The organism is Mesorhizobium sp. M1006, from assembly GCF_040318825.1.
Lineage (GTDB): Bacteria > Pseudomonadota > Alphaproteobacteria > Rhizobiales > Rhizobiaceae > Mesorhizobium.
Genome location: NZ_JAMYMZ010000002.1, coordinates 251,151 through 273,381, shown reverse-complemented (window position 1 = coordinate 273,381; position 22,231 = coordinate 251,151). Strand labels below are relative to the sequence as shown.

At 61.8% G+C, this 22,231-nt stretch carries 26 protein-coding genes, 1 tRNA gene and 1 pseudogene; 19 read left to right on the top strand and 9 right to left on the bottom strand.

Annotated features, from left to right (window positions below):
• Nucleotides 1-7 precede the first annotated feature (7 nt).
• Nucleotides 8-376 carry a hypothetical protein gene (locus NKH60_RS03065; protein WP_352871126.1) on the top strand — a complete coding sequence of 123 codons (369 nt, stop codon included), beginning with the start codon at nucleotides 8-10 and terminating at the stop codon, nucleotides 374-376.
• A 172-nt stretch (nucleotides 377-548) separates the two neighbouring features.
• Here the strand turns inward: NKH60_RS03065 and NKH60_RS03060 are convergent, their stop codons facing one another.
• Nucleotides 549-740: a hypothetical protein gene (locus NKH60_RS03060; protein WP_352871124.1), complete on the bottom strand. Its 192-nt coding sequence runs from the start codon at nucleotides 738-740 to the stop codon at nucleotides 549-551.
• On the opposite strand from NKH60_RS03060, the gene copM reads away from it, so the two are divergent.
• The 10 genes from copM (at nucleotide 739) to NKH60_RS03010 (ending at nucleotide 8,419) form a co-directional block, all read left to right on the top strand.
• Complete coding sequence (gene copM, locus NKH60_RS03055) at nucleotides 739-1,173, top strand: CopM family metallochaperone (protein ID WP_352871122.1); 435 nt, start codon at nucleotides 739-741, stop codon at nucleotides 1,171-1,173. The two genes, NKH60_RS03060 and copM, sit on opposite strands and share 2 nt — an antisense overlap.
• A 12-nt stretch (nucleotides 1,174-1,185) precedes the next feature.
• Nucleotides 1,186-1,464: a DUF5676 family membrane protein gene (locus tag NKH60_RS03050; RefSeq protein ID WP_352871120.1), complete on the top strand. Its 279-nt coding sequence runs from the start codon at nucleotides 1,186-1,188 to the stop codon at nucleotides 1,462-1,464.
• Between the two features lie 19 nt (nucleotides 1,465-1,483).
• Nucleotides 1,484-1,930 carry a hypothetical protein gene (locus NKH60_RS03045; protein ID WP_352871118.1) on the top strand — a complete coding sequence of 149 codons (447 nt, stop codon included), beginning with the start codon at nucleotides 1,484-1,486 and terminating at the stop codon, nucleotides 1,928-1,930.
• A gap of 13 nt (nucleotides 1,931-1,943) precedes the next feature.
• Nucleotides 1,944-2,255: a DUF2933 domain-containing protein gene (locus NKH60_RS03040; protein ID WP_502907727.1), complete on the top strand. Its 312-nt coding sequence runs from the start codon at nucleotides 1,944-1,946 to the stop codon at nucleotides 2,253-2,255.
• Between the two features lie 2 nt (nucleotides 2,256-2,257).
• Complete coding sequence (locus NKH60_RS03035) at nucleotides 2,258-2,926, top strand: methyltransferase family protein (RefSeq protein ID WP_352871116.1); 669 nt, start codon at nucleotides 2,258-2,260, stop codon at nucleotides 2,924-2,926.
• Complete coding sequence (locus tag NKH60_RS03030) at nucleotides 2,850-4,187, top strand: multicopper oxidase family protein (RefSeq protein WP_352871114.1); 1,338 nt, start codon at nucleotides 2,850-2,852, stop codon at nucleotides 4,185-4,187. The genes NKH60_RS03035 and NKH60_RS03030 overlap by 77 nt, the downstream gene beginning before the upstream one ends.
• Nucleotides 4,109-4,405: a multicopper oxidase domain-containing protein gene (locus tag NKH60_RS03025; RefSeq protein ID WP_352871203.1), complete on the top strand. Its 297-nt coding sequence runs from the start codon at nucleotides 4,109-4,111 to the stop codon at nucleotides 4,403-4,405. The genes NKH60_RS03030 and NKH60_RS03025 overlap by 79 nt, the downstream gene beginning before the upstream one ends.
• A 52-nt stretch (nucleotides 4,406-4,457) precedes the next feature.
• Nucleotides 4,458-6,620, top strand: coding sequence for a copper-translocating P-type ATPase (locus NKH60_RS03020; RefSeq protein ID WP_352871112.1), 2,163 nt, complete (start codon nucleotides 4,458-4,460; stop codon nucleotides 6,618-6,620).
• Nucleotides 6,617-7,909, top strand: coding sequence for an MFS transporter (locus NKH60_RS03015; protein WP_352871110.1), 1,293 nt, complete (start codon nucleotides 6,617-6,619; stop codon nucleotides 7,907-7,909). Before NKH60_RS03020 ends, NKH60_RS03015 begins: the two co-directional genes overlap by 4 nt.
• 63 nt (nucleotides 7,910-7,972) lie before the next feature.
• Nucleotides 7,973-8,419: a pyridoxamine 5'-phosphate oxidase family protein gene (locus NKH60_RS03010; protein ID WP_352871109.1), complete on the top strand. Its 447-nt coding sequence runs from the start codon at nucleotides 7,973-7,975 to the stop codon at nucleotides 8,417-8,419.
• A gap of 207 nt (nucleotides 8,420-8,626) precedes the next feature.
• Here NKH60_RS03010 and NKH60_RS03005 read toward each other — a convergent pair whose 3' ends face one another.
• The 4 genes from NKH60_RS03005 to NKH60_RS02990 form a co-directional block, all read right to left on the bottom strand.
• On the bottom strand, nucleotides 8,627-8,974 hold the full coding sequence (locus NKH60_RS03005) for a hypothetical protein (RefSeq protein ID WP_352871107.1): 348 nt from the start codon (nucleotides 8,972-8,974) through the stop codon (nucleotides 8,627-8,629).
• 2 nt (nucleotides 8,975-8,976) lie between these two features.
• A complete protein-coding gene (locus tag NKH60_RS03000; protein ID WP_352871105.1) occupies nucleotides 8,977-9,555 on the bottom strand; it encodes a hypothetical protein in 579 nt (192 codons plus the stop codon).
• Nucleotides 9,556-9,848: 293 nt separating this feature from the next.
• The gene (locus NKH60_RS02995; RefSeq protein WP_352871103.1) at nucleotides 9,849-11,162 is read right to left on the bottom strand and encodes a glucoamylase family protein; all 1,314 of its coding nucleotides are present in this window, start codon (nucleotides 11,160-11,162) and stop codon (nucleotides 9,849-9,851) included.
• A 71-nt stretch (nucleotides 11,163-11,233) separates the two neighbouring features.
• A complete protein-coding gene (locus NKH60_RS02990; protein ID WP_502907726.1) occupies nucleotides 11,234-11,878 on the bottom strand; it encodes a CBS domain-containing protein in 645 nt (214 codons plus the stop codon).
• A 279-nt stretch (nucleotides 11,879-12,157) separates the two neighbouring features.
• On the opposite strand from NKH60_RS02990, the gene NKH60_RS02985 reads away from it, so the two are divergent.
• From NKH60_RS02985 to NKH60_RS02975, 3 genes are read left to right on the top strand one after another with little or no spacing between them, the layout of a single operon-like run.
• The gene (locus NKH60_RS02985; protein ID WP_352871099.1) at nucleotides 12,158-12,865 is read left to right on the top strand and encodes an ABC transporter ATP-binding protein; all 708 of its coding nucleotides are present in this window, start codon (nucleotides 12,158-12,160) and stop codon (nucleotides 12,863-12,865) included.
• A 5-nt stretch (nucleotides 12,866-12,870) separates the two neighbouring features.
• A complete protein-coding gene (locus NKH60_RS02980; RefSeq protein ID WP_352871097.1) occupies nucleotides 12,871-15,234 on the top strand; it encodes an ABC transporter permease in 2,364 nt (787 codons plus the stop codon).
• Between the two features lie 3 nt (nucleotides 15,235-15,237).
• Complete coding sequence (locus tag NKH60_RS02975; protein WP_352871095.1) at nucleotides 15,238-16,455, top strand: efflux RND transporter periplasmic adaptor subunit; 1,218 nt, start codon at nucleotides 15,238-15,240, stop codon at nucleotides 16,453-16,455.
• 497 nt (nucleotides 16,456-16,952) lie between these two features.
• Here the strand turns inward: NKH60_RS02975 and NKH60_RS02970 are convergent, their stop codons facing one another.
• Nucleotides 16,953-17,387: a YqaA family protein gene (locus tag NKH60_RS02970; protein WP_352871093.1), complete on the bottom strand. Its 435-nt coding sequence runs from the start codon at nucleotides 17,385-17,387 to the stop codon at nucleotides 16,953-16,955.
• A gap of 24 nt (nucleotides 17,388-17,411) precedes the next feature.
• Nucleotides 17,412-18,269: a cation diffusion facilitator family transporter gene (locus NKH60_RS02965; RefSeq protein ID WP_352871091.1), complete on the bottom strand. Its 858-nt coding sequence runs from the start codon at nucleotides 18,267-18,269 to the stop codon at nucleotides 17,412-17,414.
• Here NKH60_RS02965 and NKH60_RS02960 point away from each other — a divergent pair.
• Nucleotides 18,221-18,538, top strand: a complete 318-nt coding sequence (locus NKH60_RS02960; protein WP_352871089.1) for a cytochrome b — start codon at nucleotides 18,221-18,223, stop codon at nucleotides 18,536-18,538. The genes NKH60_RS02965 and NKH60_RS02960 overlap by 49 nt on opposite strands.
• Nucleotides 18,539-18,727: 189 nt before the next feature.
• Here NKH60_RS02960 and NKH60_RS02955 read toward each other — a convergent pair.
• A tRNA-Leu gene (locus NKH60_RS02955) sits at nucleotides 18,728-18,813 on the bottom strand.
• Between the two features lie 305 nt (nucleotides 18,814-19,118).
• On the bottom strand, nucleotides 19,119-19,544 hold the full coding sequence (soxR, locus tag NKH60_RS02950) for a redox-sensitive transcriptional activator SoxR (RefSeq protein ID WP_502895522.1): 426 nt from the start codon (nucleotides 19,542-19,544) through the stop codon (nucleotides 19,119-19,121).
• A gap of 94 nt (nucleotides 19,545-19,638) precedes the next feature.
• Here soxR and NKH60_RS02945 point away from each other — a divergent pair, with 94 nt between their 5' ends.
• The 4 genes and pseudogenes from NKH60_RS02945 (at nucleotide 19,639) to NKH60_RS02930 (ending at nucleotide 22,211) form a co-directional block, all read left to right on the top strand.
• A complete protein-coding gene (locus tag NKH60_RS02945; RefSeq protein WP_352871087.1) occupies nucleotides 19,639-20,361 on the top strand; it encodes an SDR family NAD(P)-dependent oxidoreductase in 723 nt (240 codons plus the stop codon).
• Nucleotides 20,358-21,482 carry an S-adenosylmethionine:tRNA ribosyltransferase-isomerase gene (locus NKH60_RS02940; RefSeq protein WP_352871085.1) on the top strand — a complete coding sequence of 375 codons (1,125 nt, stop codon included), beginning with the start codon at nucleotides 20,358-20,360 and terminating at the stop codon, nucleotides 21,480-21,482. Before NKH60_RS02945 ends, NKH60_RS02940 begins: the two co-directional genes overlap by 4 nt.
• Nucleotides 21,416-21,842, top strand: a pseudogene (locus tag NKH60_RS02935) (type IV secretory system conjugative DNA transfer family protein); the annotation flags it as partial. The gene NKH60_RS02940 and the pseudogene NKH60_RS02935, both read left to right, overlap by 67 nt.
• The gene (locus NKH60_RS02930) at nucleotides 21,843-22,211 is read left to right on the top strand and encodes a CopG family transcriptional regulator (RefSeq protein ID WP_352871201.1); all 369 of its coding nucleotides are present in this window, start codon (nucleotides 21,843-21,845) and stop codon (nucleotides 22,209-22,211) included.
• Nucleotides 22,212-22,231: the final 20 nt, after the last annotated feature.

Genomic DNA, 22,231 nt, shown 5'->3' with positions numbered 1-22,231 from the left:
TGAATGCATGAAAATCGCGTTGGCTCAGCTTCGGTTATGGGTGGCCGTGATCCTCCTGATCGCGGGCGGTGCCTTTGCCGCTTCTGCAGTTGGCGCCGGTGCCGGTGACGCTGCGAGGCTCTCGACGAGCGCAACGCAGAAGGCGATGGGTCACGTCGCGTCCACAGACCAGGACAACCATCGCGCCCCTTGTGATGACTGTCTGGATTGCGTGCATTCGGCTGGTTCGGGCTGTTGTGCTGCCAGCACTTCCGTCGACCAATGCGCCGTTCTTCATCACGCGCCGGTTGCCGTCCGCTTCATCGTGGGCAAGGCATTCCTGCCCACGGGCATCGACGCCGAGGCTCTCCTGCAACCTCCCCAAACCTTCGCCTGATATCGCGCCGTCGCGGCCCTGGGGACTGTTGAATCCAGCAGTGCCTGTCAAGCCACACAACGCGCGATGATCCGCGACACCATAACCGGCAGCGGCGATCTGGGCTGCCTTGCGCACCATTTGGCGTTCGCCTGTCGGTTCATACCAACGAAAAGGAATTTATCGTGAAAACTCATCTTCGATTCATCGCGCTTGCCGCATTCGCAACCCTGTCGGGCGCGGCTTTTGCACAGACAGATCCGCACCATCCGGCGGTCGACGCACCACAAACGACGACAACGGCACCGGCCGCGGCGGCGATGCCGGGCGGGTCGCCCGAGCAATGCACGGTCATGATGTCCACGATGCAGAAGATGAAGCCCATGATGGAGAAGATGGCTCCCATGATGCAGCAGATGATGCCGATGATGCAGCAGATGATGCAGGGCGGCATGATGGAGGGTGAGGAAGGCGGAATGCAAGGCGGGATGATGCAGGGTCAAGGCGGCATGACGCAGGGCGGCGGCATGACGAACATGCCGATGGATACCGCCAACATGTCAGAGGCCTCCAGAAATTATATGCAGGCGATGAAGCGAATGGAACCGCCGATGATGCAGGGCGTCCAGGCCGCCGATCCCGATGTCGCTTTCGTCCAGGCGATGATCCCTCACCACCAGGGCGCCATCGATATGGCACGGGCCGTCCTGCAATACGGCAAGGATGATCGGGTCAAGGTTTGGGCAAATCAGATCATCACGGCTCAGCAGTCTGAGATCGCCGCCATGCAGGAATGGCTCAAGCAACACGCGAAGTAACAGGAGGAAGACATGGACAAACTCAGCGTTCTGTCCGTCGGCATTGCGCTGGGCGTGACGTCGGCCCTGATGAGCATGTTCTGCGCTTTGGCCTTCGCCATCTGGCCGGATGCAACACTCGATTTCTTCAACGCCATCATGCACGGGCTCGACCTCAGCGCGGTCAGGTCTACAGCACCGATAAGCCCTGTCCGAGATCTCTACGGCGTTCTCGGGCTTGGCATCCTCGGACCGTTGGCGGGTGTCGTTTACGCCTCGATCTACAATGTTGTCGGAACGGGGCGCCGGTAGGCAAGTCAAGGTTCAGCCCATGAAAGCCACAGTCAATCCATGGACGACGTCGTCCGTCACTCTTGCCCTGGCGGGGATGATCATCGCCGGGATCGGATTGTATTTCATCGCCCTCAGGCCACCCCTGCTGCCCGAGGACGTCCGCTATATCAACCTCTCGGCGGCCGAACTCGAAGCCATCGGTCCACGGCTTGCGATGTGGCTCACCCAGGTTTTCCGGGTGCTCGGCGGCTACGCCTTGGCCGCCGGCGTTCTCCTGGTTGCGCTGGCAATCACTGCGTTCCGGGCGCGCCATCCGGTCGCGGTGGCCGGCGCTCTGGTCGGAGGAGCGTCATCCATCGGCTTGATGTCGATGGTCAACTTCACGATCGGCTCCGACTTCAGGTGGCCCCTGTTCGCCTGCGCGCTGGTCTGGGCTGTGAGCCTCATTGCCTATGGGCTCGAAAGCTCCAATCGACACAAATAAGGGAACCTATCCCATGAATACCAACAATGTTCACCGCATGTCGGATCCTACGACCGGGCCCGAATCACAACCGAAAGCTGAGGCTGACGGTTTTTGGACTTCGAAGGCCGGTCTGGTCACGATCGCTTTCCTGCTGATCGCCGCGTTTTTCCTTCTCACCGAGCACCGAGCTCACACCTTCGGTGTCCTTCCCTTTCTGCTGCTGCTCGCCTGTCCTCTGCTTCACATGTTTCACCGCGGGCATGGCGGTCACAGCGGTCATCCAAGGCACAAGGAACCCGAGCCGGGCGCGCAAGACAGCACCACCCACCATAAAGGAGCATGACGATGGTCGAGCAATCTCCTGCCTATGGCCTCTGGGGCCTGGTGATCGTCAATTCGGCGGTTTTCATCCTGTTCGCGTTCAGCTTCTTCAAGCCGCGAACCGGTGGTGACTGGCTCTCCTTCGGTGCCTTCAGCGCCTTCCTCGTGGCACTGTTTGCCGAAATGTATGGCTTCCCTCTGACGATTTACCTGTTCTCGGGGTGGCTGCAGTCGCGATACCCCGGCGTCGACTGGTTCTCGCACGATGCCGGTCACCTCCCGGAGATGATGTTCGGCTGGCGTATCAATCCGCATTTCGGCCCGTTTCACGTTCTCAGCTTCTTCCTGATTGGCGGCGGTTTCATGCTGATCTCGACTGCTTGGCGGGTGCTTTACGAAGCGCAGCGTCACAATCGGCTCGCAACGGGTGGGCCATATGCCTCCATCCGGCACCCGCAATATGTCGGCTTCGTCCTCGTCATGGCGGGGTTCCTCGTGCAGTGGCCGACGCTGCTGACGCTGGCGATGTTCCCCATTCTGGTCGGCATGTATGTGCGGCTCTCCTTCATCGAAGAGCGTGAAGCGAGAAAGGAATTCGGCGACGCATACGACCGTTATGCGGCCCGTGTGCCGGCCTTTTTCCCGCATTTGGCCAGGCTGTTCGGTTCCAGCCGCGAGCGCCGCGCGCCCTGAGTGTGTTGAACGAAACAACGAAGTTCCCAATCGAAGAGAAGGAACGATTATGAAACGTCGAGATATCCTGAAGGGCGCGGTTGCAGGCGCCGCAGCTTTGGCAATCCCATCGAGCTTGATTGCGGCAGCCTCCGCCAGTCAGTCAGGCAGCCAGACGCTTGGTATCTCGCGCCGCACCATCGAGGTGAACGGTAAAGCTGCAAGCGTCTTCGGCCTGCGACGGGCCGACGGCGCCCCCGGTCTGCACCTGCGGGCGGGCGATGCCTTCAATGTCCTGCTTCGAAACGAGACGCCCGAGCCGACGATCATACATTGGCACGGCCTGACGCCACCGTGGCCGAGCGATGGCGTCCCCGACGCGCCACTACCGCTCATCGGCGCTCTAACCGACCGCAGTTTCGATTTTCCGGTTGGCGAGCCCGGCACCTTCTGGATGCACGCCCATACGCTGCAGGAACAATTGCTGCTCGCGGCGCCGCTCATCGTCGCCGCTCCCGCCGATGAGGCAAAAGACGAGCAGGAGGTCGTCATCCTGCTCCACGATTTCTCGTTTTCATCGCCCCAGGAGCTGCTGGCTGGGCTGAAGGGTAAGAACGCCGGCGGATCCATGCCGATGGACGGCATGGATATGTCGGGAGCGAAGACCGACGCCATGGCAGGGATGAAAGATGGCGGCATGGCGATGGATATCAACGACATCGAGTATGACGCCTATCTAGCCAATGACCGGTCCCTGAACGACCCCGAGATCGTGCCGGTCGAACGGGGCGGACGCGTGCGCGTGCGGATCATCAACGGCGCCACGGCGACGGCATTTACAATCGATTTTGGGGAACTTGAAGGCGAACTGATCGCGGTCGACGGTCAGCCTGTCGAACCGGTCAGAGGCCGGCGGTTTCCGATGACAATGGGGCAGCGCATCGACGTGCGCCTGCAGTTGCCGCGCGACCTCAGCCCCTCCTTGCCGATCCTGGCGCTGCGCGAGGGAAGCAAGGAACGGACCGGAATTATCCTGCGCCCGGCGGGGGCTGCGGTGGCCAAGCTAGAGACGGCGGCTGATGTCGACGCCCCGGTTTTGGACCTGGCGCTCGAGGCGCAACTTCGAGCAATCGCGCCGCTTGCATCACGCCCTGCCGAAAAGACGTTCGAAATGGCGCTGACCGGCGATATGGCGGCCTATCGCTGGGGACTCGAAACCAGTGCTCCCATCCTCTGGATCCAGGCGATCGCGTCGAGGTCACGCTGCGCAATGACACCATGATGGCTCACCCGATGCACCTTCACGGCCACCATTTCCAGCTGGTCGCGATTGACGGGCAACGCTTCCGGGGCGCGGTTCGCGACACCGTGCTGGTGCCGCCGATGCGCTCGATCACCATCGCCGTCGATGCAATCAATCCCGGCAAATGGGCGTTCCACTGTCACCATCTCTACCACATGGCGAGCGGCATGATGTCGACCTTTGCCTACCGAAGCTGAGACACCGCAGGCGGTGCGACTGCCGCCACGAACCGTGGCACGGAGAACAATGATGAAAAAGGTCAATCTGGAAGTGCGCGACCTTGTCGGCATGATGGATTTCGCGGCGGTCGAAAAACGTCTCGCGGCTCTGCCCCCTGCAGCCAAGGCGCCGCACGACGCCATGGCTCATGAGATGGGACACGGCGCCGGCATGGACATGCAGGGCATGGTCAAGGACATGCGCAACCGGTTCTTCATCAGCCTGGCCTTTTCTCTGCCGATTTTCGCCATGGAGCCGATGGGTCTGGGCGAGCCTTGGTTGCGCCCGCCTTTCGGACTGAGCGAAGACGTCGCGATGTTTTTCCTGGCCAGCGCCGCGATCCTCTACCCGGTCTGGCCATTCCTCGTCGCCGCCTGGCGGGCCTTGCGCAACGGCGTCCTCAACATGGCCGTGCTGGTGGTGCTGAGCGTTGGCACCGGCTACTTGTTCAGCGTCGGCGCGACCTTCTTCTTCGAGGGGCAGCAATTCTATGAGGCGGCGAGCGTGCTGCTGGTGTTCATCCTGCTCGGCCATTGGCTGGAGATGCGCGCACGTGCCGGGGCGTCGGCCGCGATCAGGGCCCTGCTCAACCTCGCCCCGCCCAGGGCTTCCGTCCTCCGTGGTGGCAAGGAGATCGAGGTTGCAACCGCCGACGTCGTGCTCGGCGACATCGTGGTCCTGCGGCCCGGCAACAAGCTTCCGGTCGACGGCGAGGTGGTCGAGGGCACGTCGACGATCGACGAATCGATGCTGACGGGCGAATCGATGCCGGTGACCAAGAAGGTTGGGGACAAGGTCATCGGGGCGACCATCAACAAGAGCGGCACGCTGCGCTATCGCTCGACCAAGGTGGGTGCTGACACCGCTCTTGCCCAGATCGTCAAGCTGGTCCAGGAGGCCCAGAACTCGAAGGCGCCGGCGCAACTGCTCGCGGATCGTGCTTCGCAATGGCTGGTGCTCGCCGCGATCCTCATCGGGCTTGCGACCTTCGCCGTCTGGTTCTGGTGGCTTGGCCAGCCCCTGCTGTTTGCGATGACCTTGACCATAACCGTCTTTGTCATCGCTTGTCCCGATGCGCTCGGCCTCGCCACGCCGATGGCCGTCATGGTCGGCACCGGTCTTGGCGCTTCAAACGGCATTCTGTTCAAGAATGCCGCGGCTCTCGAGGAGGCGACCAAGCTCAACGTAATCGTCTTCGATAAGACCGGCACGCTCACCATGGGCCAGCCCAAAGTTGTCGAAATCGTGCCAGCCGCCGGCGTTTCGCCGGACGAGGTTTTACAAGTCGCGGCCGCCGTGGACCAGGGCTCCGATCATCCGCTGGCCGTTGCCATCGTCGAACGGGCCAGGGATATGAAGCTTCCCAAAGTTTCGGGCTTCCTTAATATCGAAGGCAAGGGCGCCACAGCCGCCATCGGCGGGGGCCAGGTTTTCCTCGGCAACCGGCGCCTCATGGACGAGCAGAAGATCGATCTTCTGGCGCTCGGTGACGAGGCCGAAACGCTCAAGGGCGAAGGCCGCACCGTCATCCATGTGGCACGCTCTGGCAAGCTGCTCGGGCTGATCGCGATCGCCGATACGCCGCGCCCAACAGCCATCGCAACGATTGCTAAACTGCACGAGCAGGGCGTGCGCGTAGCGATGCTCACGGGAGATAATGCCGGCACCGCCAAACGCATCGCGGACGTGCTCGGCATCGACATCGTGCTCGCGGACGTGCTGCCAGGGCAGAAGGCGGAAAAGATCAAGGAACTGCAGGGACAAGGCCTCAAGGTCGGCATGGTCGGCGATGGCGTCAACGACGCGCCAGCGCTGACGCAAGCCGATGTCGGGTTTGCCATCGGTGCAGGCACAGATGTTGCCATTGAAAGTGCCGACATCGTGCTGATGAAGAGCGATCCCTACGATGTGGTCGGTGCGATGACGCTCTCGCGCGCCACGCTGCGCAAGATGCACCAGAACCTGTGGTGGGCGGTCGGCTATAACCTCATCGCCTTCCCGATCGCGGCGGGCGTGTTCTACCCGTTCCTGCTGAGCCCCGAGCTTGCGGCGCTGGCAATGTCGGGCAGCTCGGCTCTCGTGGCCATCAACGCCCTGCTGCTCAAGCGAACCAGGCTGGAAGGCATTCGACCTGCCGCCGCATCGACGACCGAAGGCGTCGCTCATCAGCACCCGCGCGGCTCGCTGGCATGACCGTGTCGATGCAAGCTCGCCTGCCCACGTCTCGATGGGGCCTGGGCGCAGTCCTGGCCTCGGCCTTTGTCGTTGCGCTCGGCTACGGAATTGTCTTGCCGGTCCTGCCGATGATGGTCGAGCGGCTTGCCGGGTCCACCGACCCGGCATTCAATGCGCGGCAGATTGGCCTTTTGACCGCTGCCTATGTCGCTGCGCCGGTGGTCGCCGCTTTCCTCTGGGGGAAGTGGTCGGATTTGATCGGTCGCAGACCTGTCCTTGTCATCGGCCTGATCGGCTTTGCCGTGACCTTGGCGGCATCGGCGCTGGCACCGAGCTTGCTCGTTCTTTATATCGGGCGGATCCTGAATGGCGGCTTCGCCGCTGCCGTGGGGCCAACCGCCCTTGCGTTCATTGCCGACACCGAAGGCGGGGCCGGCACTGAAGGCGGGGACGATCGCCGCACAAGGGCGTTCGGCTGGATGAGCATGGCGTCGATCGCAGGCTTCCTGGTCGGGCCGACGCTTGGCGGGCTCGCTGCGGAACTGAAATTCGACTTGGGCGCGGCGACTGCTCCGCCACAGGCGGTCCCCTTCTTTCTTGCGTCCGGCCTCGCATTAGTAGCAGCCCTTGGCGTGTGGTTTGCGCTGCCTGGCAAGTTGCCGGGGGCCCGTGCCGAGGTGAGCAAGAGCGGCTCGTCAATGTTCGCACCCGGAGAGCTCCGGCTGCTCGTTCTCGCCACTGTCGCCGCGGCGGGGCTTGGCGCATTCGAGGTCGGGCTCACTCTGCGAAACGTTGAACTCACAATGGGTCCCGCCGCGCTCGGCCTCATGTTCGCGACATGCAGCGTTGTCATGTTTGCGGTCCAGGGCCTCGTCTTTTCGCCGCTCGTCAAACCGGCAGCGGCGAGGCTGCTTGTGGCTCCTGCCTTCCTGGTGATGGCGATCGGTCTGGCAGTTTTGCCGACACTAGCCGGGCTCACGGAAATGCTGTTTGCGGTTTCCGTGGTTTCGGCGTCGGCCGGCGTGATCAGCCCCCTGCTCGCCTACTGGGTGTCCCACATCAGCGCACGAAGCCAGGGGATGGAACTCGGTATCCAGTCGGCAGCGGTCAGCCTCGGGCTGTCAGTGGGCTCCGCGGCCGCCGGCCTGCTGTTCGGTTACAACTGTCTGCAAGGCGCTGCCTTCCTCGTCGCTGCCGCAGCCATGGGTCTAGCCGCAATCGCAAGCCTGAAACTGCCGCGGCCATTGGCGCCCGCGCGTCACGAAGCGCGGCCGATCCCCGCTGACCAAACGGACGCAGCAGTTTGATCCAGGTCATTGCGAGTGCAACTGCCAAGATGTGAAATGTAAGAAAATAGGAGGGTCGCATCGATGCTGATCCGCACGCTTTCCACTTTGGAATGCACGAAAATGCTGGCAGCCAATCGCGTCGGCCACTTGGCATGCGCGAAGGACGGGCAACCCTACGTCGTGTGTTTCAACTACGCCTACGCTGACACTCACCTCTATGCGTTTTCCTTGGTAGGCAAGAAGATCGAATGGATGAGAGCCAATCCCTTGGTGTGCGCCCAGGTCGAGGAACACGGCCAAGGACGCGGATGGAGAAGCGTCATTGTCGACGGCCGCTTTGAAGAACTGAGTGACCGGACCGGCCACGAGTTTCAACGCGGTCATGCATGGGCAGTGTTGAGCAAGCACACGGACTGGTGGGAACCAGGCGCGCTCAGGCCGGTCACACCTCCCATGTCAGACAGCACGCCGCATGTTTTCTTCCGGATTCTCGTAGAAGAAATTTCGGGCCGGGAGGCAATAGAATAGGCTGTTTTCCGGTAGATTGGAGCGTTGCACGGAACGGAAGCACCTTGCCGGCATTGGATTGCGCCGGCCCGATCGTTTTTCAGCCTTTGAATTCTCAGCTCGACGTTTCGATCGGCGCCGATGATCGCGAACGTCCGGTGGCAAGGGGAAGCTATAGATCGCGCGAACTTGGCCGCTTTCGACGGACCAAGCCCGCGCATTCTCTCTCTACCTGCCCTGGATGAGGTCCATGACAGGCGGGAACGTCAGCAATACGCCTACCGCCAGCAACGCGAAAGACACAGAAAGGACCTTTGCCATTTCCACGTTCTTTGGGGCCCACCTGCGCGAAAGGATAAACCAGGCAACCAACCAGACGAAGACTGCGCTGGTCGAGACGCCGGACAGGGCGCCGGTTGGCGTGTAGAACGTGAAAAAGTGGTTGATTGATGTAAAGGCATCGCCGGCCAAGGCGAATATCCCCATAGCGGCAGATCCAATTCCAGCGGCCAGGATGGCGGCCGCACCGAGACCGTTGGGAATCTCGTCAGGCCTGATAGGCTTGATATTGGCCATGACTATTGGCCCTCCTGTTCACCGGCGATGATCTCGATCATTGCGCCACCACGAACCGGAGCGTACTTGTTGAGAAACGCTCCAAAAGCTCCCGCGACTCCTGTCGCCACGAAAGCAACGACCGCAAAGCCGATGACGGCAGTGCGTATCTGCTTCTGCTTGGCCAACGCCGGTCCGTATTTGGCAAAGACATAGGCGACCATGGTCATGGCAATTGGCGCAAGCCAAGCCACATGCTCCTTCCACTCCATGCCCAAGCTATGCCACGCGGATGTTTTCGGGCTGGAGGTGAGCAGGAACTTTGGATAATCGGCCAGATCGGCAACCCCTGGGGGTACCGCCGCTCGATACCATGGATACACAATGTAAGCACCCGACAGCACCGCTCCCCAGGCAAGGATGACCATTACCGAGAGATAAAGCAAAAGCAGATTGTGTTCTCTGGCGCTTGGGATGGATGGGGCTCCAGGCGCAGACATTCGATAGAGTTCGGCAATCGCTGCCGAAAACGCTAGCATAAATAGCGCTCCAAATCCCATGCCGTGGAATACTGTCATAAGATCACGAAAAGAGATTTCCATGATGTCATCTCCTACGTTTACAAGCTTTGATCAAAGGCCGATGGGCGCGTTCCGCTTTGATCGAAATCAATTTGCGACATCCGACAACATTATTTTGAAGCTTTATTTGACCAAATTTGCCGCTACCCTGCTTCGTAATCCAAGACGCCTACGCGCAGCTGTTGGCGGCCGGCGCTGAAGGGGTCGTGAGGACGGACCTCCATTCCGCATCCGCCGAATGCGATTTCCCTTGCCGGCTTAACGCTCGCCTATTTCTCAGCCTTCGTATCCACCCGAACTCAATCCATGCCGAATCAAGCAGCCGGCGTCGACTCCTGATCGAACTCTCCCAGCCAGCCGCCTTTAAACCCCGCTCGTTGCAGACCGCTTCGGATATAAGGGCTCGAGCGCATCAATCGCCACAAGAGGCCGCTGCGTTCGTTCTCGATCATCAGCACGACGGGGCCCTCGTTGAGGCCGAAGTGCCAAGGCGAAACCCACCACCCAAAGGCGTTGCCGGATGTTCCTGGATGCGTCGGATTGAAGGCCGCCTTGAAACCATAGGCATGGGCGGCCTTGAGCTTGGCTTGGTGGATGCAGAAGCTGATCGCCGGCCGGACGATTTCGGGAGCAAAAGGCAGGGAGGCAGCGACCGACCATGGAGCGAGCGTGCCATCGTCGGGACCATAGGGCACGCCGCGCGCGACATAGCCCTCGAACTGGCGTTGGATGCCGTTCAACTTCAGCGTGGAAGGGCCTGGGCCCTCGCTTGCGGTGATGCCCCAGCAGTGTTCGCCATAGCCCTCAAATCCACGCGGATTTTCAACTGCGTAACGTTGATGGACGATGGTGGCGCGTCGGCTGTTCTCGAAATAGTCGCTTGCCTTGCTGCGCATGAACGCATCCTGCATGCCGCGAAAATCGATCCACACGTGGGAGAGCTGGTGGATGAACAGCGGTCCCGCATAGAGGTAGTCGTAGCCGTAACTGTGCTCCCATCTGAAGGTCGAGGTCCAGGCCGTGTAGCTGCTTTTGGGTAAGGGGTGGGTCGGCGAACCCAGTCCCAGGACATAGAGCAAGAGCGCTTCGTCATAGCCTTCCCAGCGATACTTCAGGAATCCGTGCTCCGGTGTCCAACCATGGGTGACCGTCTCTCCCCCATCTTGCGCCCAGCGCCAATCGGCTCGGTGATAGAGCGCATCCGCCAAGGTCCGGATTTCCGTTTCGGCCTCGGTGTCGGCATCGAAATACTGCCCGGCAGCCAGTGCGCCCGCCAGCAGGAGCGTGCTGTCGATGGTCGACAGCTCGCATTGCCAGGCCCGCCGGCCGGTTTGCATGTCCAAGAAGTGATAGTAGAAGCCGCGATACCCCGTGGCGTCTGGCTCCGGGCCCTGTGGACTGTTCCAGAAGAAGCGCAGCGTTGCCAAAGTGCGTTCCGCAGCCGCGCCTCGGCTGATAAATCCGCGCTCGACTCCCACCGGATAGCAAGCCAGCGCCAAGCCGGTCGCCGCGATGCTTGCGGGCCAATTCGCTTCGGTCTTGTCCAGAATGAGACCGTTGGCAGGGTTCGCCTCATGGATGAAGTAGTCGAATGTCTCCCGCTGCAATATCGCCAGATCGTCTTGCATGGCCGAGGTTTCACCAGATGGTTGGTTTCCGAAGGATGCGCCTGCATCGCTGTAGCCCCTCGAACCGCTATTCACGGAAGGGCCAGGTACAAATGGTCGTACACACCTTTAACGCCCCTGACACCCTCGGCAACCACGCGGACGGTATCCCGTTCACGCTGCGATGAGACCGTTCCCGAAAAATGCACCAGACCATTGCTGACCCTAAGCGTCAACGCGTCTCCTTTGACGCCTGCGTGCTCTCGCAGCCGGGTGAGAATGCTGCGCCGGATCGCATCGTCACCTGCCGCCGTGTCGTCGTCGAATTTCGCCGCAACGACGACACGCAAAAGATCGGCGCGGCTGACGACGCCGACCAGACGCTGTCCTCTCATCACCGGAATGCGCTTGATGCCGTGCTCCTGCATCAGCATAACAATTCGCTCTATTGGAGTTTCCTCGTCGGCCGTGACGACATCCGACGTCATCAGATCCGCCACTTTCCAGCTGTGGCCCTTCACATAGCCACGCGCCTCATTTGGCGAGATCGCTGCGGGGCCGAGTTCCGACCTGTGCAGGAAATCGCCTTCGCTCACAATCCCAACCAGTCGGCTGTCGTCGTCAACGACCGGCATGCCGCTGATGCGATGATCCAGCATGATCTGGGCGGCGTGCCTTACGCTGTGGTCGGGCGACACCGTAACGACGTTTGCAGTCATTTCATGCTTTGCTCTCATCTGCCTTTATCCCTAGGTCAGTTCAAGTGAAGGGCGCCGGAGCACCAATCGCTGGCATCGTAGCGTAGATGCCGCCGACCTCCTTGAGGCAAATCAATACCGGTTCGGAACCGGCCGATCCGGGCGACTTGGACGCTCACACCACTCCCTATTGATGGCGGGTGCTGGCATCGGTGACGGCCCTCGGATCGCCTGTTTTGACTTGCATCAATGTCGCGCTCGCCTCGACGGGTGACTGTGGCAAGCGACGCGACAGATGCCTCAAAATCCCCAACGGCCATGGCTGACACCGTCTTCACTGCAAAAGCGCTGACCAAAACCTACACCTCGGGCGAGACGCAGGTGCTTGCGTTGAGTAAGCTGGACCTAGAGATTTCGGCGGGAGAGATGGTTGTTCTGCTTGGTCCGTCGGGCAGCGGGAAGTCGACCCTGCTCAACATCATGGGCGGGCTTGACCATGCCACGAGCGGCCAGCTGTTCTTCAGGGATCAGGAACTGACCAATCTGGACGACCGGGGGCTGACCGCCTACCGACGCCAGCACATCGGGTTCGTTTTCCAGTTCTACAATCTGATCCCCAGCCTGACGGCTTACGAGAATGTCGCTCTTGTCACGGAGATTTCCGACAATCCGATACGCCCGGACGAGGCCCTGGCGCTAGTCGGACTCGAAGCGAGGATGCATCATTTCCCGGCTCAGCTCTCCGGTGGTGAGCAGCAGCGCGTGGCCATTGCCCGCGCCATCGCCAAGCTCCCCGATGTCTTGCTCTGCGACGAGCCGACCGGCGCGCTGGATTCCAAAACGGGCATTCGGGTGATTGAGACATTGCTCGGCATCAATGCGCAGCTTGGCACCACGACACTGATCATCACGCACAACGCCAGCATCCAGGATGTCGCCGACCGCGTGCTGTTTTTTGCCGACGGCCAAATCTCTAGAATTGCCAAGAACGAGGTGCGCCGGACTGCCGCCGAGCTTGTCTGGTGATCCGGATGCGCGCGCTGGACATCAAGCTTCTTCGCGACTTCGGCCGGCTCTGGGCGCAGGCGCTGGCGATTGCACTCGTCATCGCCGGAGGCGTGGCGACGCTCATCCTCGCGGTCGGCTCCTACCGTTCCCTCGATGAAACGCGCACCGCATACTACGAGCGCTACCGGTTTGCCGATGTCTTTGCCACGGTGAGCCGCGCGCCAAGGACGCTTGTCGATCAGATTACAGAGATTCCTGGCGTTGCTTCGGTCGACGCGCGAATAGCGAAGCTCGTGCTTATCGACATACCGGGCTATCTGGAGCCGGCAACGGGCGAAGTGATTTCCCTGCCGCAGAGCGATGACGCTTCGCTCAACCGCCTCTACATGCGCGTTGGCCGCATGCCAGAGCCTGGACGAGCCGAAGAGGTCGTCGTGAACGAAGGCTTTGCCTTGTCACACGGCTTTCAGCCCGGGGCCCGCTTCTCGGCAATATTGAACGGCCGAAAGCGCGAACTGACGATTGTCGGGATCGCGCTGTCTCCCGAGTTCATCTATGCGGTCGGACCCGGCGACATCATGCCGGACGACCGCCGATTCGGCCTCATCTGGATGTCGGAAAAGGCGCTCGCCAGCGCCTATGATCTCGACGATGCGTTTTCGTCCGTTTCGTTGAAGCTGCTGCGTGGCACCTCCGAGAGCGAGGTCATGATGCGTCTCGATACGATGCTTGAGCGATACGGTGGGCGAGCGGCCTATGGCCGGAAGGACGAGACTTCGCATGCCTGGCTGAACCACGAACTCGACATGCTCAACAATATGAGCCGGACGCTGCCACCGATCTTCCTTCTGGTGTCGGCATTTCTGGTCAATCTCACTCTCAGCCGGCTGGTTGCCCTGGAGCGCGAGCAGGTCGGGCTCATGAAGGCGCTAGGATACAGCAACGCCAGCATCGTCACGCACTACCTCAAGTTCGTCATCGTCATCGTGATGATCGGCATTTTGATCGGCAGTGCAGCGGGCACGTGGCTGGGCATGCGTATCACCGGTCTTTTCGGCGACTTTTTCCATTTTCCGTTTCTCGTCTTCACCAAGAGCCCTGACCTCTACGTCATTGCCGCCGCGCTTAGTCTCGTCGCTGCAATCATCGGGGCCGTGCGTGCGCTTGGGGAAGTCGTGCGATTGGCGCCGGCCGTGGCGATGCAGGCGCCGGCGCCTCCGCGCTATCGGCGACTGCTGCCGGCGAGCTTTGCAGTCGATAGGTTCATGTCGCAACCGACCACGATGATGTTGCGCAACATCACTCGCCATCCAGTCAGGTCATTGTTCACCTCGCTTGGAATCGCACTGGCAACAGCCATCCTGATCGTTTCACTCTTCACCGGCGACGCGATGGAGCAGCTCATCGACGTGACGTATTTCCTGGCCGACCGTCAGGACGCCACCGTCAGTTTCGTGGAAAAACGCCCGCTGAACGTCGTCCGGCAGATCGCGCGGCTTCCGGGCGTTCTCTCGGCCGAGCCTTACCGCGAGGTGCCCGTCCGCATCAGGAACGGAAACATCGAGCGACGGATCATGATCAGCGGCAGGCCGCGTAATGCCGATCTCAACCGCATCATCGATGTCGACCTGCGTCCGGTCGTCCTGCCGGAAGCGGGCCTGGCGATTTCGAGCATGCTTGCGAAGATTCTCGGGGTGAGGGTCGGTGATTCCGTCGAAGTCGACCTCCTCGAAGGAACGCGGCGGACCGTTGTCGTCCCTGTGACAGCCTTGGTCGAAGATTACTTCGGCATCCGCGGAATGATGGATTCGGAGACGCTCTCACGCCTGATGCGCGAAGGGCCGTCGGTAAACAGCATCAATGTCAGCTTCGACCAGAACAGCCGCGGAACGTTCTATGCTGCCATCAAGGGCATCCCCATAGTCGGTGGCTTGGCTCTGCAGCGCGTCTCGCTTGCCAATTTCCGAAAGCTGGTTGCTCTTCTGATCACGACGATGGCCAGCATCTACACCGGGCTGGCTGCAGTCATCGCGTTCGGTGTCGTCTACAACAGCGCACGTATCTCGCTTTCCGAACGGGCGCGGGAGCTGGCCAGCTTGCGCGTCCTCGGCTTCACTCGCGGTGAGGTATTGCGCATTCTCCTCCTCGAACTCACCCTGCTCACTGTGGTCGCGCAGCCACCTGGCTGGCTCATTGGCTATGGCCTTGCCTGGATCATGCAGAAGAACCTGGCCGGCGAATTGATGCGGGTGCGCCTTATCGTCGAGCAATCCACCTACGTCTTCGCCAGCACGATTGTGATCGCCGCGGCAGTGCTTTCCGCGCTCGTCGTTCGCCGAAGGCTCAACGAGCTGGACCTTGTCACTGTTCTCAAGACACGAGATTGAACCATGCGTGCGATCTGGATGAAACGAACGTTGGGAATTGCGGCCGTGCTGGCGATGGCCGCCGGCGCTGTCTGGTTCGCATGGCCGCGGCCAATTGCAGTGGATTTGGCAACGCTGACGAAAGGTCCAATGGAGGTCACGATCGATGACGAGGCGAAAACGCAGGTGCGTCACGTCTATACGGTGTCCGCTCCCATCGCTGGCAAGGTCCTGCGGATTTCCCCACCTCGCCACATCGGAGATCAGGTCACCAAGGACGAAACCGTCTTGGCGGTGATGCAGCCGACACTGCCGAGCTTTCACGATGCGCGCACCCACGAGGAACTGCTGGCGGGGCTGGCTGCGGCCGATGCGACGGTAAACCTTGCGGCAGCCGAAATGCGCCGCATCGAGGCCGCGCTGGCATTTTCGCGAACGGAGCTCAGGCGGGCCGAAGCCCTTGCCCGCACCGAGGCGATCTCTCTCAAAACCCTCGACGGAGCCAAGTTCGACGTCGAAACCAATGATGCGGCCCTGGCCAGTGCGAAGGCTCAGCTGGAGGTCCGCCGAAACGAGCGTGACAGCGTTGCAGCCCGGGTCGGTGAGCAGTCGGGTGTTGCACCAGAGCCAGATCCTGCCTGCTGCATACAGTTGCATGCCCCCGTAACCGGCAACGTCCTGAAGATCATCCAGGAGAGCGAAGGAGTCGTCCAGGCCGGCGCGCCGCTGATCGAAGTCGGCGACCCGCTCGATCTCGAAATTGTCGCGGACCTGCTGTCGACCGACGCTGTCCGTATCAAACGAGGCGCGCCCGTTTGGATCGACAATTGGGGTGGCCCGCCAATCCAGGGCCGCGTCGATCGCGTCGACCCAGCCGGTTTCACCAAGGTCTCCGCACTTGGCATCGAGGAGCAACGCGTCCGCACGACCATCGACTTCACTGATCCTCCCGCGAAATGGTCTGCGCTAGGACACGATTATCGGGTCATCGTGCATGTCACGATCTGGAAAGCCGAAGACGTCCTGACCGTGCCGGTGGGCGCCCTGTTTCGACAAGGGAACGACTGGGCGGTGTTCGCGGTTAAGGATGGCCGTGCGCGGGCGAGTATCATAAGGGTCGGAGAGCGAAACAATCGGACAGCGGAGGTTCTGTCAGGCCTTGCCGCAGGCGATCCCGTGGTGCTGCACCCGAGTGACAGGATTACGGACGGCGTGAGAGTAGCGGAGCGCGTTGTTCAATAGGCTAACGCACTTGGCGTGGCTCTCAGGCTTTATATTCAGCCAGTTTTGGCAAGCCGTTCACACTAATTCTTCCGCCGACTGCGGCGGGAGGGGAAGAACGGACATTCCTTCGAGCTCTGTCGCAACTTGGCGTACGCGCGACGGGGAGAGGAAGTGAAGCCCCCCTGTCTCCTAAGAGCGGCCGCGTTCGAAACGCATGCGGCATCGACTGACCGCCAAGTCGTAACCGATGAACAGATTTGGAGGGGACCGTAAACCGGAATGCGGATCTGACGATCGTTGCCTTGCCATCCCGAGCTTCCAAAGTCGCGATCGCGCCAGAGAACGGGCCCACTTGCCCCGGGGGAACGGGGCGTCGAAGCTGGCGGGCAGACGGCAGCGTGACAGACCGGTGATCTGCCTCCGTAGTCCGCCTAAATTAAATCAGACGGGGCTCTTCGGCTGGTTCCTTCGAACCAGCCGACCTAACCAGCTCAGCTTGGAGAAGATTCGCGACGTCAGATGACGCTCAGCGTCAAGGCGGCAAGAACGAGATAACGGCTGAGCTTGGCGGCAGTGACCAGCAAAAGGAAAACCCGAAAGGGCTCGCGCAGGACGCCCGCGACGACGGTTAGCGGATCACCGACAACCGGCAGCCAACTCAGCAGGAGCGACCACTTTCCGCAGCGGCGATACCACACTTGCGCGCGCTCCAGTTGCGCTTGGTTCATCGGAAACCACCATTGGCTCCGGAATCGCTCGATGCCCCGCCCGAGCAGCCAGTTGATCACCGATCCAAGCACGTTGCCGACGCTCGCGACTGCGATCAGCAGCCAGGGCGAGTAATCCGCAAGCAACAGCCCGACCAGCACTGCTTCCGATTGCATCGGAAGGATCGTAGCGGCGAGCAAGGCCGCCAGGAACAGACCAGCATAGGCCGCGAGATCCGTCATTGAACCGCATATCCGCTAGTCGACCTAATGATGGTGACCTTCGGGTTCGACCATCTTGAACGGCAGCACCTGTTCGCGATCTTTCGCAATCAGCACCAGCCTTGCCTGGAATTCATGCGGCTCGGCAGGGGCGACGGTGCTCTCAAGGCGGTGATGGTTGGCGCCGACAGGTTCGAGGCGAATCGTTTCTGGCCCGCCGGACCGGTCAATGAATACCGTCGCCGTCAGATCGTCGGCATGCCGGTCGATCGTCAGCCGCATCCGCTCGCCGGCCGGTGTGTCGACGATTTCCAACGTCCCTTCAGCCAGATCGCAGGCGACCTTGAGGGGCTCCGGCGCATGATGGTGAGCATGAGAGTTTTCCGCGCCAGTGACGGCCGGCGCGGCCGGGCTCAACAGGCGGACATTGGGTTCCGCCAACCCCGGCAAGTGGGCGAACAACTCCTCCTTGAGGGCTTCGGTAACACCCAGCACGTCCTTGGCCGTTGCCGCATCGGCGACGCTGATGGCGACGTCGGCATGCAGGCGATGACCGATCCAGCGTGCCTGCATGCTATGGACATGCTCGATGCCGGATATGTGCTCGGCAGCGTGATGGATCTCGCCGACGATGCCAAGTTTGACACCGTCCAGCATGCGGGTCAACACCGCTTTCGACGACCGCCGGACGATGGCGAAGATCGCCACAGTGATCAGAAGTGCGATGATCGGATCGGCAAGCGGAAAGCCCAGCCAGATGCCGATAGCGCCGAGCACGACCGCCAGGCTGGTAAAGCCGTCGGTGCGGGCACTCCGAGCGGTTTGCGAGCGTTTTCGTCCATTTATCTCTCTACGTGATAATTCTTGCCGTCCTGATAACGGGATGGCTGGGCTATCGGCCAATGCCTTTCATGCCTCCTGCACGGCTTTTCGGAAACTTGCCCGTGCCGTTGGCGCCATCCGGCGGCGCGCTGTCGGCAAGGGGTTTCGCGTTCGTCCATGCAAAGCTGGTCTGGATATTGCTCGGATTCGTCGGCGTTCATGTCCTGGCCGCGATGGTGCATTTCGTGCTTCTTCGCGACGGTGTCATGCGAAGCATGTTCTTCGGGAAGTCGAACACCGCTTCGCGGCAAGAGAACGCGCAGCTTACTGTCGACGATGAAGCCGGCTGATCACGCCATGACGGCCAATCTCATGTCGGCCAATCATCTTACTGCCGGAGCTCGATACGCAAACGCGAAAAAAGGACAACACACCTACCTCCCATAATTGCGCAGCTTACGCGCGGCCCTCGCGGCCCGCTTGGGAACTCGCTCCAAGGGATCCAATTGTGCAACAGCCTTGCACGAGATTTGAGAAGATGGTGCGGGTGGTCGGGCTCGAACCGACACTCCTTTCGGAACTGGATTTTTGAATCCAGCGCGTCTATCAATTCCACCACACCCGCAAGGTGCTAACTCATTGACCTCTTAACGACCTCTTAACGCTCTCATGCCGCACCTAGGTAGAAAGTGGCAGTTTGAGAATTAGGCGGCCCTCAAGTCCTAGCCTATTGAACTCTATTCCTATTGCCCTGTGTGCTGAAGCTAGACGCATCCTGATTTTGAGACAAATGCAGGAGCTGTCCGATTCAGCGCGATTCCTGAATTGACATCAGGGCCGCCGCGCCCTGACCTTACCGGGCCGCAGCGTCTCGCACCTAGCGAAGTCTTGCGCTGCCGAGTTCTGCAAAGGGACAGGCACGCTGCCAACTCACCCCAGCCAATACCTCGGCCCCGGCCCCTTGCGTCCTGCCATATCGGCAGGGTTCGCAAGGCTACACCGGTCCATCGACAGGCAGCCGCAACCGATGCACTCGGTAAGCCCCGACCTCAGGCGCTGCAACTCGGCGATGCGCTGGTCTATGCGCTTGGTCCACTGGCCTGATAACCGCGACCAATCCCGACGCGACGGCACGCGATCGGCTGGCAACTTGGCCAGCTCGGCGCCGATCTCCTCAAGCGTCAGCCCAATTCGCTGCGCGAAGACGATGAAGGCGATTCGACGCAGCACGGATCGCGGGTAGCGTCTGTGTCCCGAGCCGGCCCGCTCGGACGCGATCAGCCCGCGCTCCTCGTAGAAGCGCAGGGCCGATGAGGCGACGCCGCTGCGCCGTGACACGTCGGTGATGGTCAGCATGGAATCCATGCATGAATGAAAGCACAATTCCCGCTTGACTTCAAGTTAACTTGAACTTGTAGCAAGAGGCATACGGATTAAGGGAGCACTGGCAATGCAGACGAATATCGAACTTCAGGGACTTCGCGTGGCGGTCACGGGCGGCACGTCCGGCCTCGGACTGGCGCTTGTGCGCCAGCTTGCCGCACAGGGTGCGTGCGTCGCCTTCGTCGCCCGCACGGCCGCGAACGTCGCACGCATCGCTGACGAGACGGGCGCGCACGGCATTGTCGGCGACGTCGGCAAGAAGGAGGACACCTACTCGATCGCGCTACAGGTAACCGCGAGCCTCGGCGGGCTCGACGTCCTGATCAACAATGCCTCGAGCCTCGGCCCTGTCCCTCTGGCGCTCCTCGCCGATACTGAGTGCGAGGAGCTGGAAACGGCGCTCGCCGTCAACCTGGTCGGCGCGTTCCGGCTGACCAAGGCTCTTTTCGGTGCGCTTGCGGCGTCCGCGCGTGGCGGCCGTGGCGCGCTGGTGATCAACCTTTCCAGCGACGCCGCGGTGAACGCCTATCCCGGCTGGGGAGCATACGGCGCGAGCAAGGCCGCTCTTGCCCATCTGACGGCGATTTGGGACGAGGAGGCGAAAGCAGACGGCATCCGGCTCCTCGCGCTTGACCCCGGCGATATGGACACCCCACTGCACGCGCTCGCGATCCCTGATGCTGATCCGGCGACCTTGAAGCGCCCCGAGGAGGCAGCTGCCGAGATCATCGAAAAGATGCTCGACGCGTTGCCGGTCCGCTCTACGCTTCTGGCCGGAGCACATGGATGATTGCCGCCGATCGTCCCGATCGGCGCTCCGCCAGGCTGTTCGTCGTCGAGGCGGACGGCACGATGCGCGACCTGCCGCGAGCTGGACTCGCGACGCTGTTCAACCCCGGCGATCTGGTCGTCGCCAATGACGCCGCGACCTTGCCTGCCAGCTTGCACGGCACGCATGTCCCAAGCGGTGAGGCGATCGAGATCCGCCTGGCGGGCTGGCTATCGTTTCCCGATCCAACCCGATTCGTGGCGATTGCCTTCGGCTCGGGCGATCACCGCACGCGCACGGAAGACCGGCTGCCTCCACCTCCGCTGTTACTAGGCGATCGCCTCCGGCTCGGCTCGCTTGACGCCGTCGTCGAGCGCCTTCTCAACCATCCACGCCTTCTCGAGTTGCACTTCCCAGGCAATCGCGCAGCGGTGCTTGCAGGACTGGCGCAGCACGGCCGGCCGATCCAATACGCGCATGTTCCCGAGCCGTTGGCACTGTGGGATGTTTGGACGAAGATTGCCGCCGAGCCGGTCGCGTTCGAGGCGCCATCGGCAGGCTTCGCGCTCGACTGGCGCACGCTCCAAGCCTGGCGTCGGCACGACGTTGGCTTTGCAACACTCACGCATGCTGCGGGCGTCTCTTCTACCGGCGATCCCGCGCTCGACTCGCGCCTTCCCTTCGACGAGCCATACCGCATCCCTGGGCACACCGCGGCGCAGGTCGCGTGGGCGAAGCTGCGCGGCAGCCGCATCATTGCGATCGGCACGAGCGTAGTGCGCGCACTTGAGGCAGCCGCCAATCCCGGCGGCAATGTGCGTGCCGGAAATGGCATTGCGACAGGGCGCATCGCGCGGGGCACGCGGCTTCGCGTGGTCGATGCGGTTCTCACGGGCGTCCACCAGCCCGGCGAAAGCCATTTCGAGCTCCTGCGCGCCTTTGCCGACGATGCTCTGCTCGCCAAGGCCTCCGCAGCCTTCATCGCGTATCGATACCGCGCGCATGAATTCGGTGATTCCATGCTGCTCAGTCGCCAACCGCTGCTTCTATCGCGCGAACGGAACCGTGCCGAGGTGCTCCCGAGATGCGCGCCATGCGCAACTATGCGGGCCATCGGCTCTCGCCCTGGCTTGGCCATCTGATGGTGTCGCGCTCCGAGACCGCCAGACCGTTTCTAACCCGGGCGAGATCATGCAGCTCCCGCCCGCCGACGAGATCGTCATGGGTGGCGGGCACGCCGCCGATCCGCGGGAAGAAGGCGCGCTACGAGGATCGCCGTTTCAAGGACCGGATCATGGCGCCGCCGGTGCTTACCAGGCCGGCACAGCCGGGCACAGACGACTGGAGCCCGGCTGCCGCTTCGGGCCAGGCCGGCGAGCATCGTGTCGGCCGACGCAGCCGGCGCCGCAGACATCGGCGACGAAGATCCAACGGGATCGGAACGGCGTCACCAGCCCGAGCTGAACCGCGCCGCGCCGGTGGAGAAGAGGGCGCCGATCGAGATGCTCGCGGCCCACGCGGCACGACGTGACCAATCGCGCACGCTGATTGCAGAGGCGGCCATCGCATCCTTCCTGTCGCCGGACGCCGCCGAGCGACAACAGGCCGCGACGACCAAGCGCCTCGACCAGCTCGATCGCCGCATGACGCGCATGGAGCGCGATGTCGGCATCTCGGTCGAGATGCTCGCCGTTTTCGTGCGCTTCTGGCTTACCACCAATCTGCCGCTGCCCGGGCCGGCGCAGGCCGCAGCAAGGGCTCAGGCTGGCGAGCGCTACGACGCCTTCGTCGCGGCGCTGGGGCGCAGACTCGCCAAGAACCCAAAGCTGCGGCAGGAGATTTCCGAAGATATCCCGGGCGACCCTGTGTAGCGAAGGCGACCCCGCTGGTC

Bases quoted from the DNA above. Each gene is read 5' to 3' on its own strand.
- NKH60_RS03040 (WP_502907727.1), top strand. From the start codon at position 1,944: ATGAATACCAACAATGTTCACCGCATGTCGGATCCTACGACCGGGCCC.
- NKH60_RS03000 (WP_352871105.1), bottom strand. From the start codon at position 9,555: ATGGAAATCTCTTTTCGTGATCTTATGACAGTATTCCACGGCATGGGA.
- copM (WP_352871122.1), top strand. From the start codon at position 739: ATGATGGAGAAGATGGCTCCCATGATGCAGCAGATGATGCCGATGATG.
- NKH60_RS02995 (WP_352871103.1), bottom strand. From the start codon at position 11,162: ATGCAAGACGATCTGGCGATATTGCAGCGGGAGACATTCGACTACTTC.
- NKH60_RS03010 (WP_352871109.1), top strand. From the start codon at position 7,973: ATGCTGATCCGCACGCTTTCCACTTTGGAATGCACGAAAATGCTGGCA.
- NKH60_RS02985 (WP_352871099.1), top strand. From the start codon at position 12,158: ATGGCTGACACCGTCTTCACTGCAAAAGCGCTGACCAAAACCTACACC.
- NKH60_RS02975 (WP_352871095.1), top strand. From the start codon at position 15,238: ATGCGTGCGATCTGGATGAAACGAACGTTGGGAATTGCGGCCGTGCTG.
- NKH60_RS02930 (WP_352871201.1), top strand. From the start codon at position 21,843: ATGCTCGCGGCCCACGCGGCACGACGTGACCAATCGCGCACGCTGATT.
- NKH60_RS02945 (WP_352871087.1), top strand. From the start codon at position 19,639: ATGCAGACGAATATCGAACTTCAGGGACTTCGCGTGGCGGTCACGGGC.
- NKH60_RS03050 (WP_352871120.1), top strand. From the start codon at position 1,186: ATGGACAAACTCAGCGTTCTGTCCGTCGGCATTGCGCTGGGCGTGACG.
- NKH60_RS03005 (WP_352871107.1), bottom strand. From the start codon at position 8,974: ATGGCCAATATCAAGCCTATCAGGCCTGACGAGATTCCCAACGGTCTC.
- NKH60_RS02990 (WP_502907726.1), bottom strand. From the start codon at position 11,878: ATGAGAGCAAAGCATGAAATGACTGCAAACGTCGTTACGGTGTCGCCC.
- NKH60_RS02940 (WP_352871085.1), top strand. From the start codon at position 20,358: ATGATTGCCGCCGATCGTCCCGATCGGCGCTCCGCCAGGCTGTTCGTC.
- NKH60_RS03045 (WP_352871118.1), top strand. From the start codon at position 1,484: ATGAAAGCCACAGTCAATCCATGGACGACGTCGTCCGTCACTCTTGCC.
- soxR (WP_502895522.1), bottom strand. From the start codon at position 19,544: ATGCTGACCATCACCGACGTGTCACGGCGCAGCGGCGTCGCCTCATCG.
- NKH60_RS03060 (WP_352871124.1), bottom strand. From the start codon at position 740: ATGGGCTTCATCTTCTGCATCGTGGACATCATGACCGTGCATTGCTCG.
- NKH60_RS03035 (WP_352871116.1), top strand. From the start codon at position 2,258: ATGGTCGAGCAATCTCCTGCCTATGGCCTCTGGGGCCTGGTGATCGTC.
- NKH60_RS02980 (WP_352871097.1), top strand. From the start codon at position 12,871: ATGCGCGCGCTGGACATCAAGCTTCTTCGCGACTTCGGCCGGCTCTGG.
- NKH60_RS03020 (WP_352871112.1), top strand. From the start codon at position 4,458: ATGAAAAAGGTCAATCTGGAAGTGCGCGACCTTGTCGGCATGATGGAT.
- NKH60_RS02970 (WP_352871093.1), bottom strand. From the start codon at position 17,387: ATGACGGATCTCGCGGCCTATGCTGGTCTGTTCCTGGCGGCCTTGCTC.
- NKH60_RS03030 (WP_352871114.1), top strand. From the start codon at position 2,850: ATGCGGCCCGTGTGCCGGCCTTTTTCCCGCATTTGGCCAGGCTGTTCG.
- NKH60_RS03015 (WP_352871110.1), top strand. From the start codon at position 6,617: ATGACCGTGTCGATGCAAGCTCGCCTGCCCACGTCTCGATGGGGCCTG.
- NKH60_RS03065 (WP_352871126.1), top strand. From the start codon at position 8: ATGAAAATCGCGTTGGCTCAGCTTCGGTTATGGGTGGCCGTGATCCTC.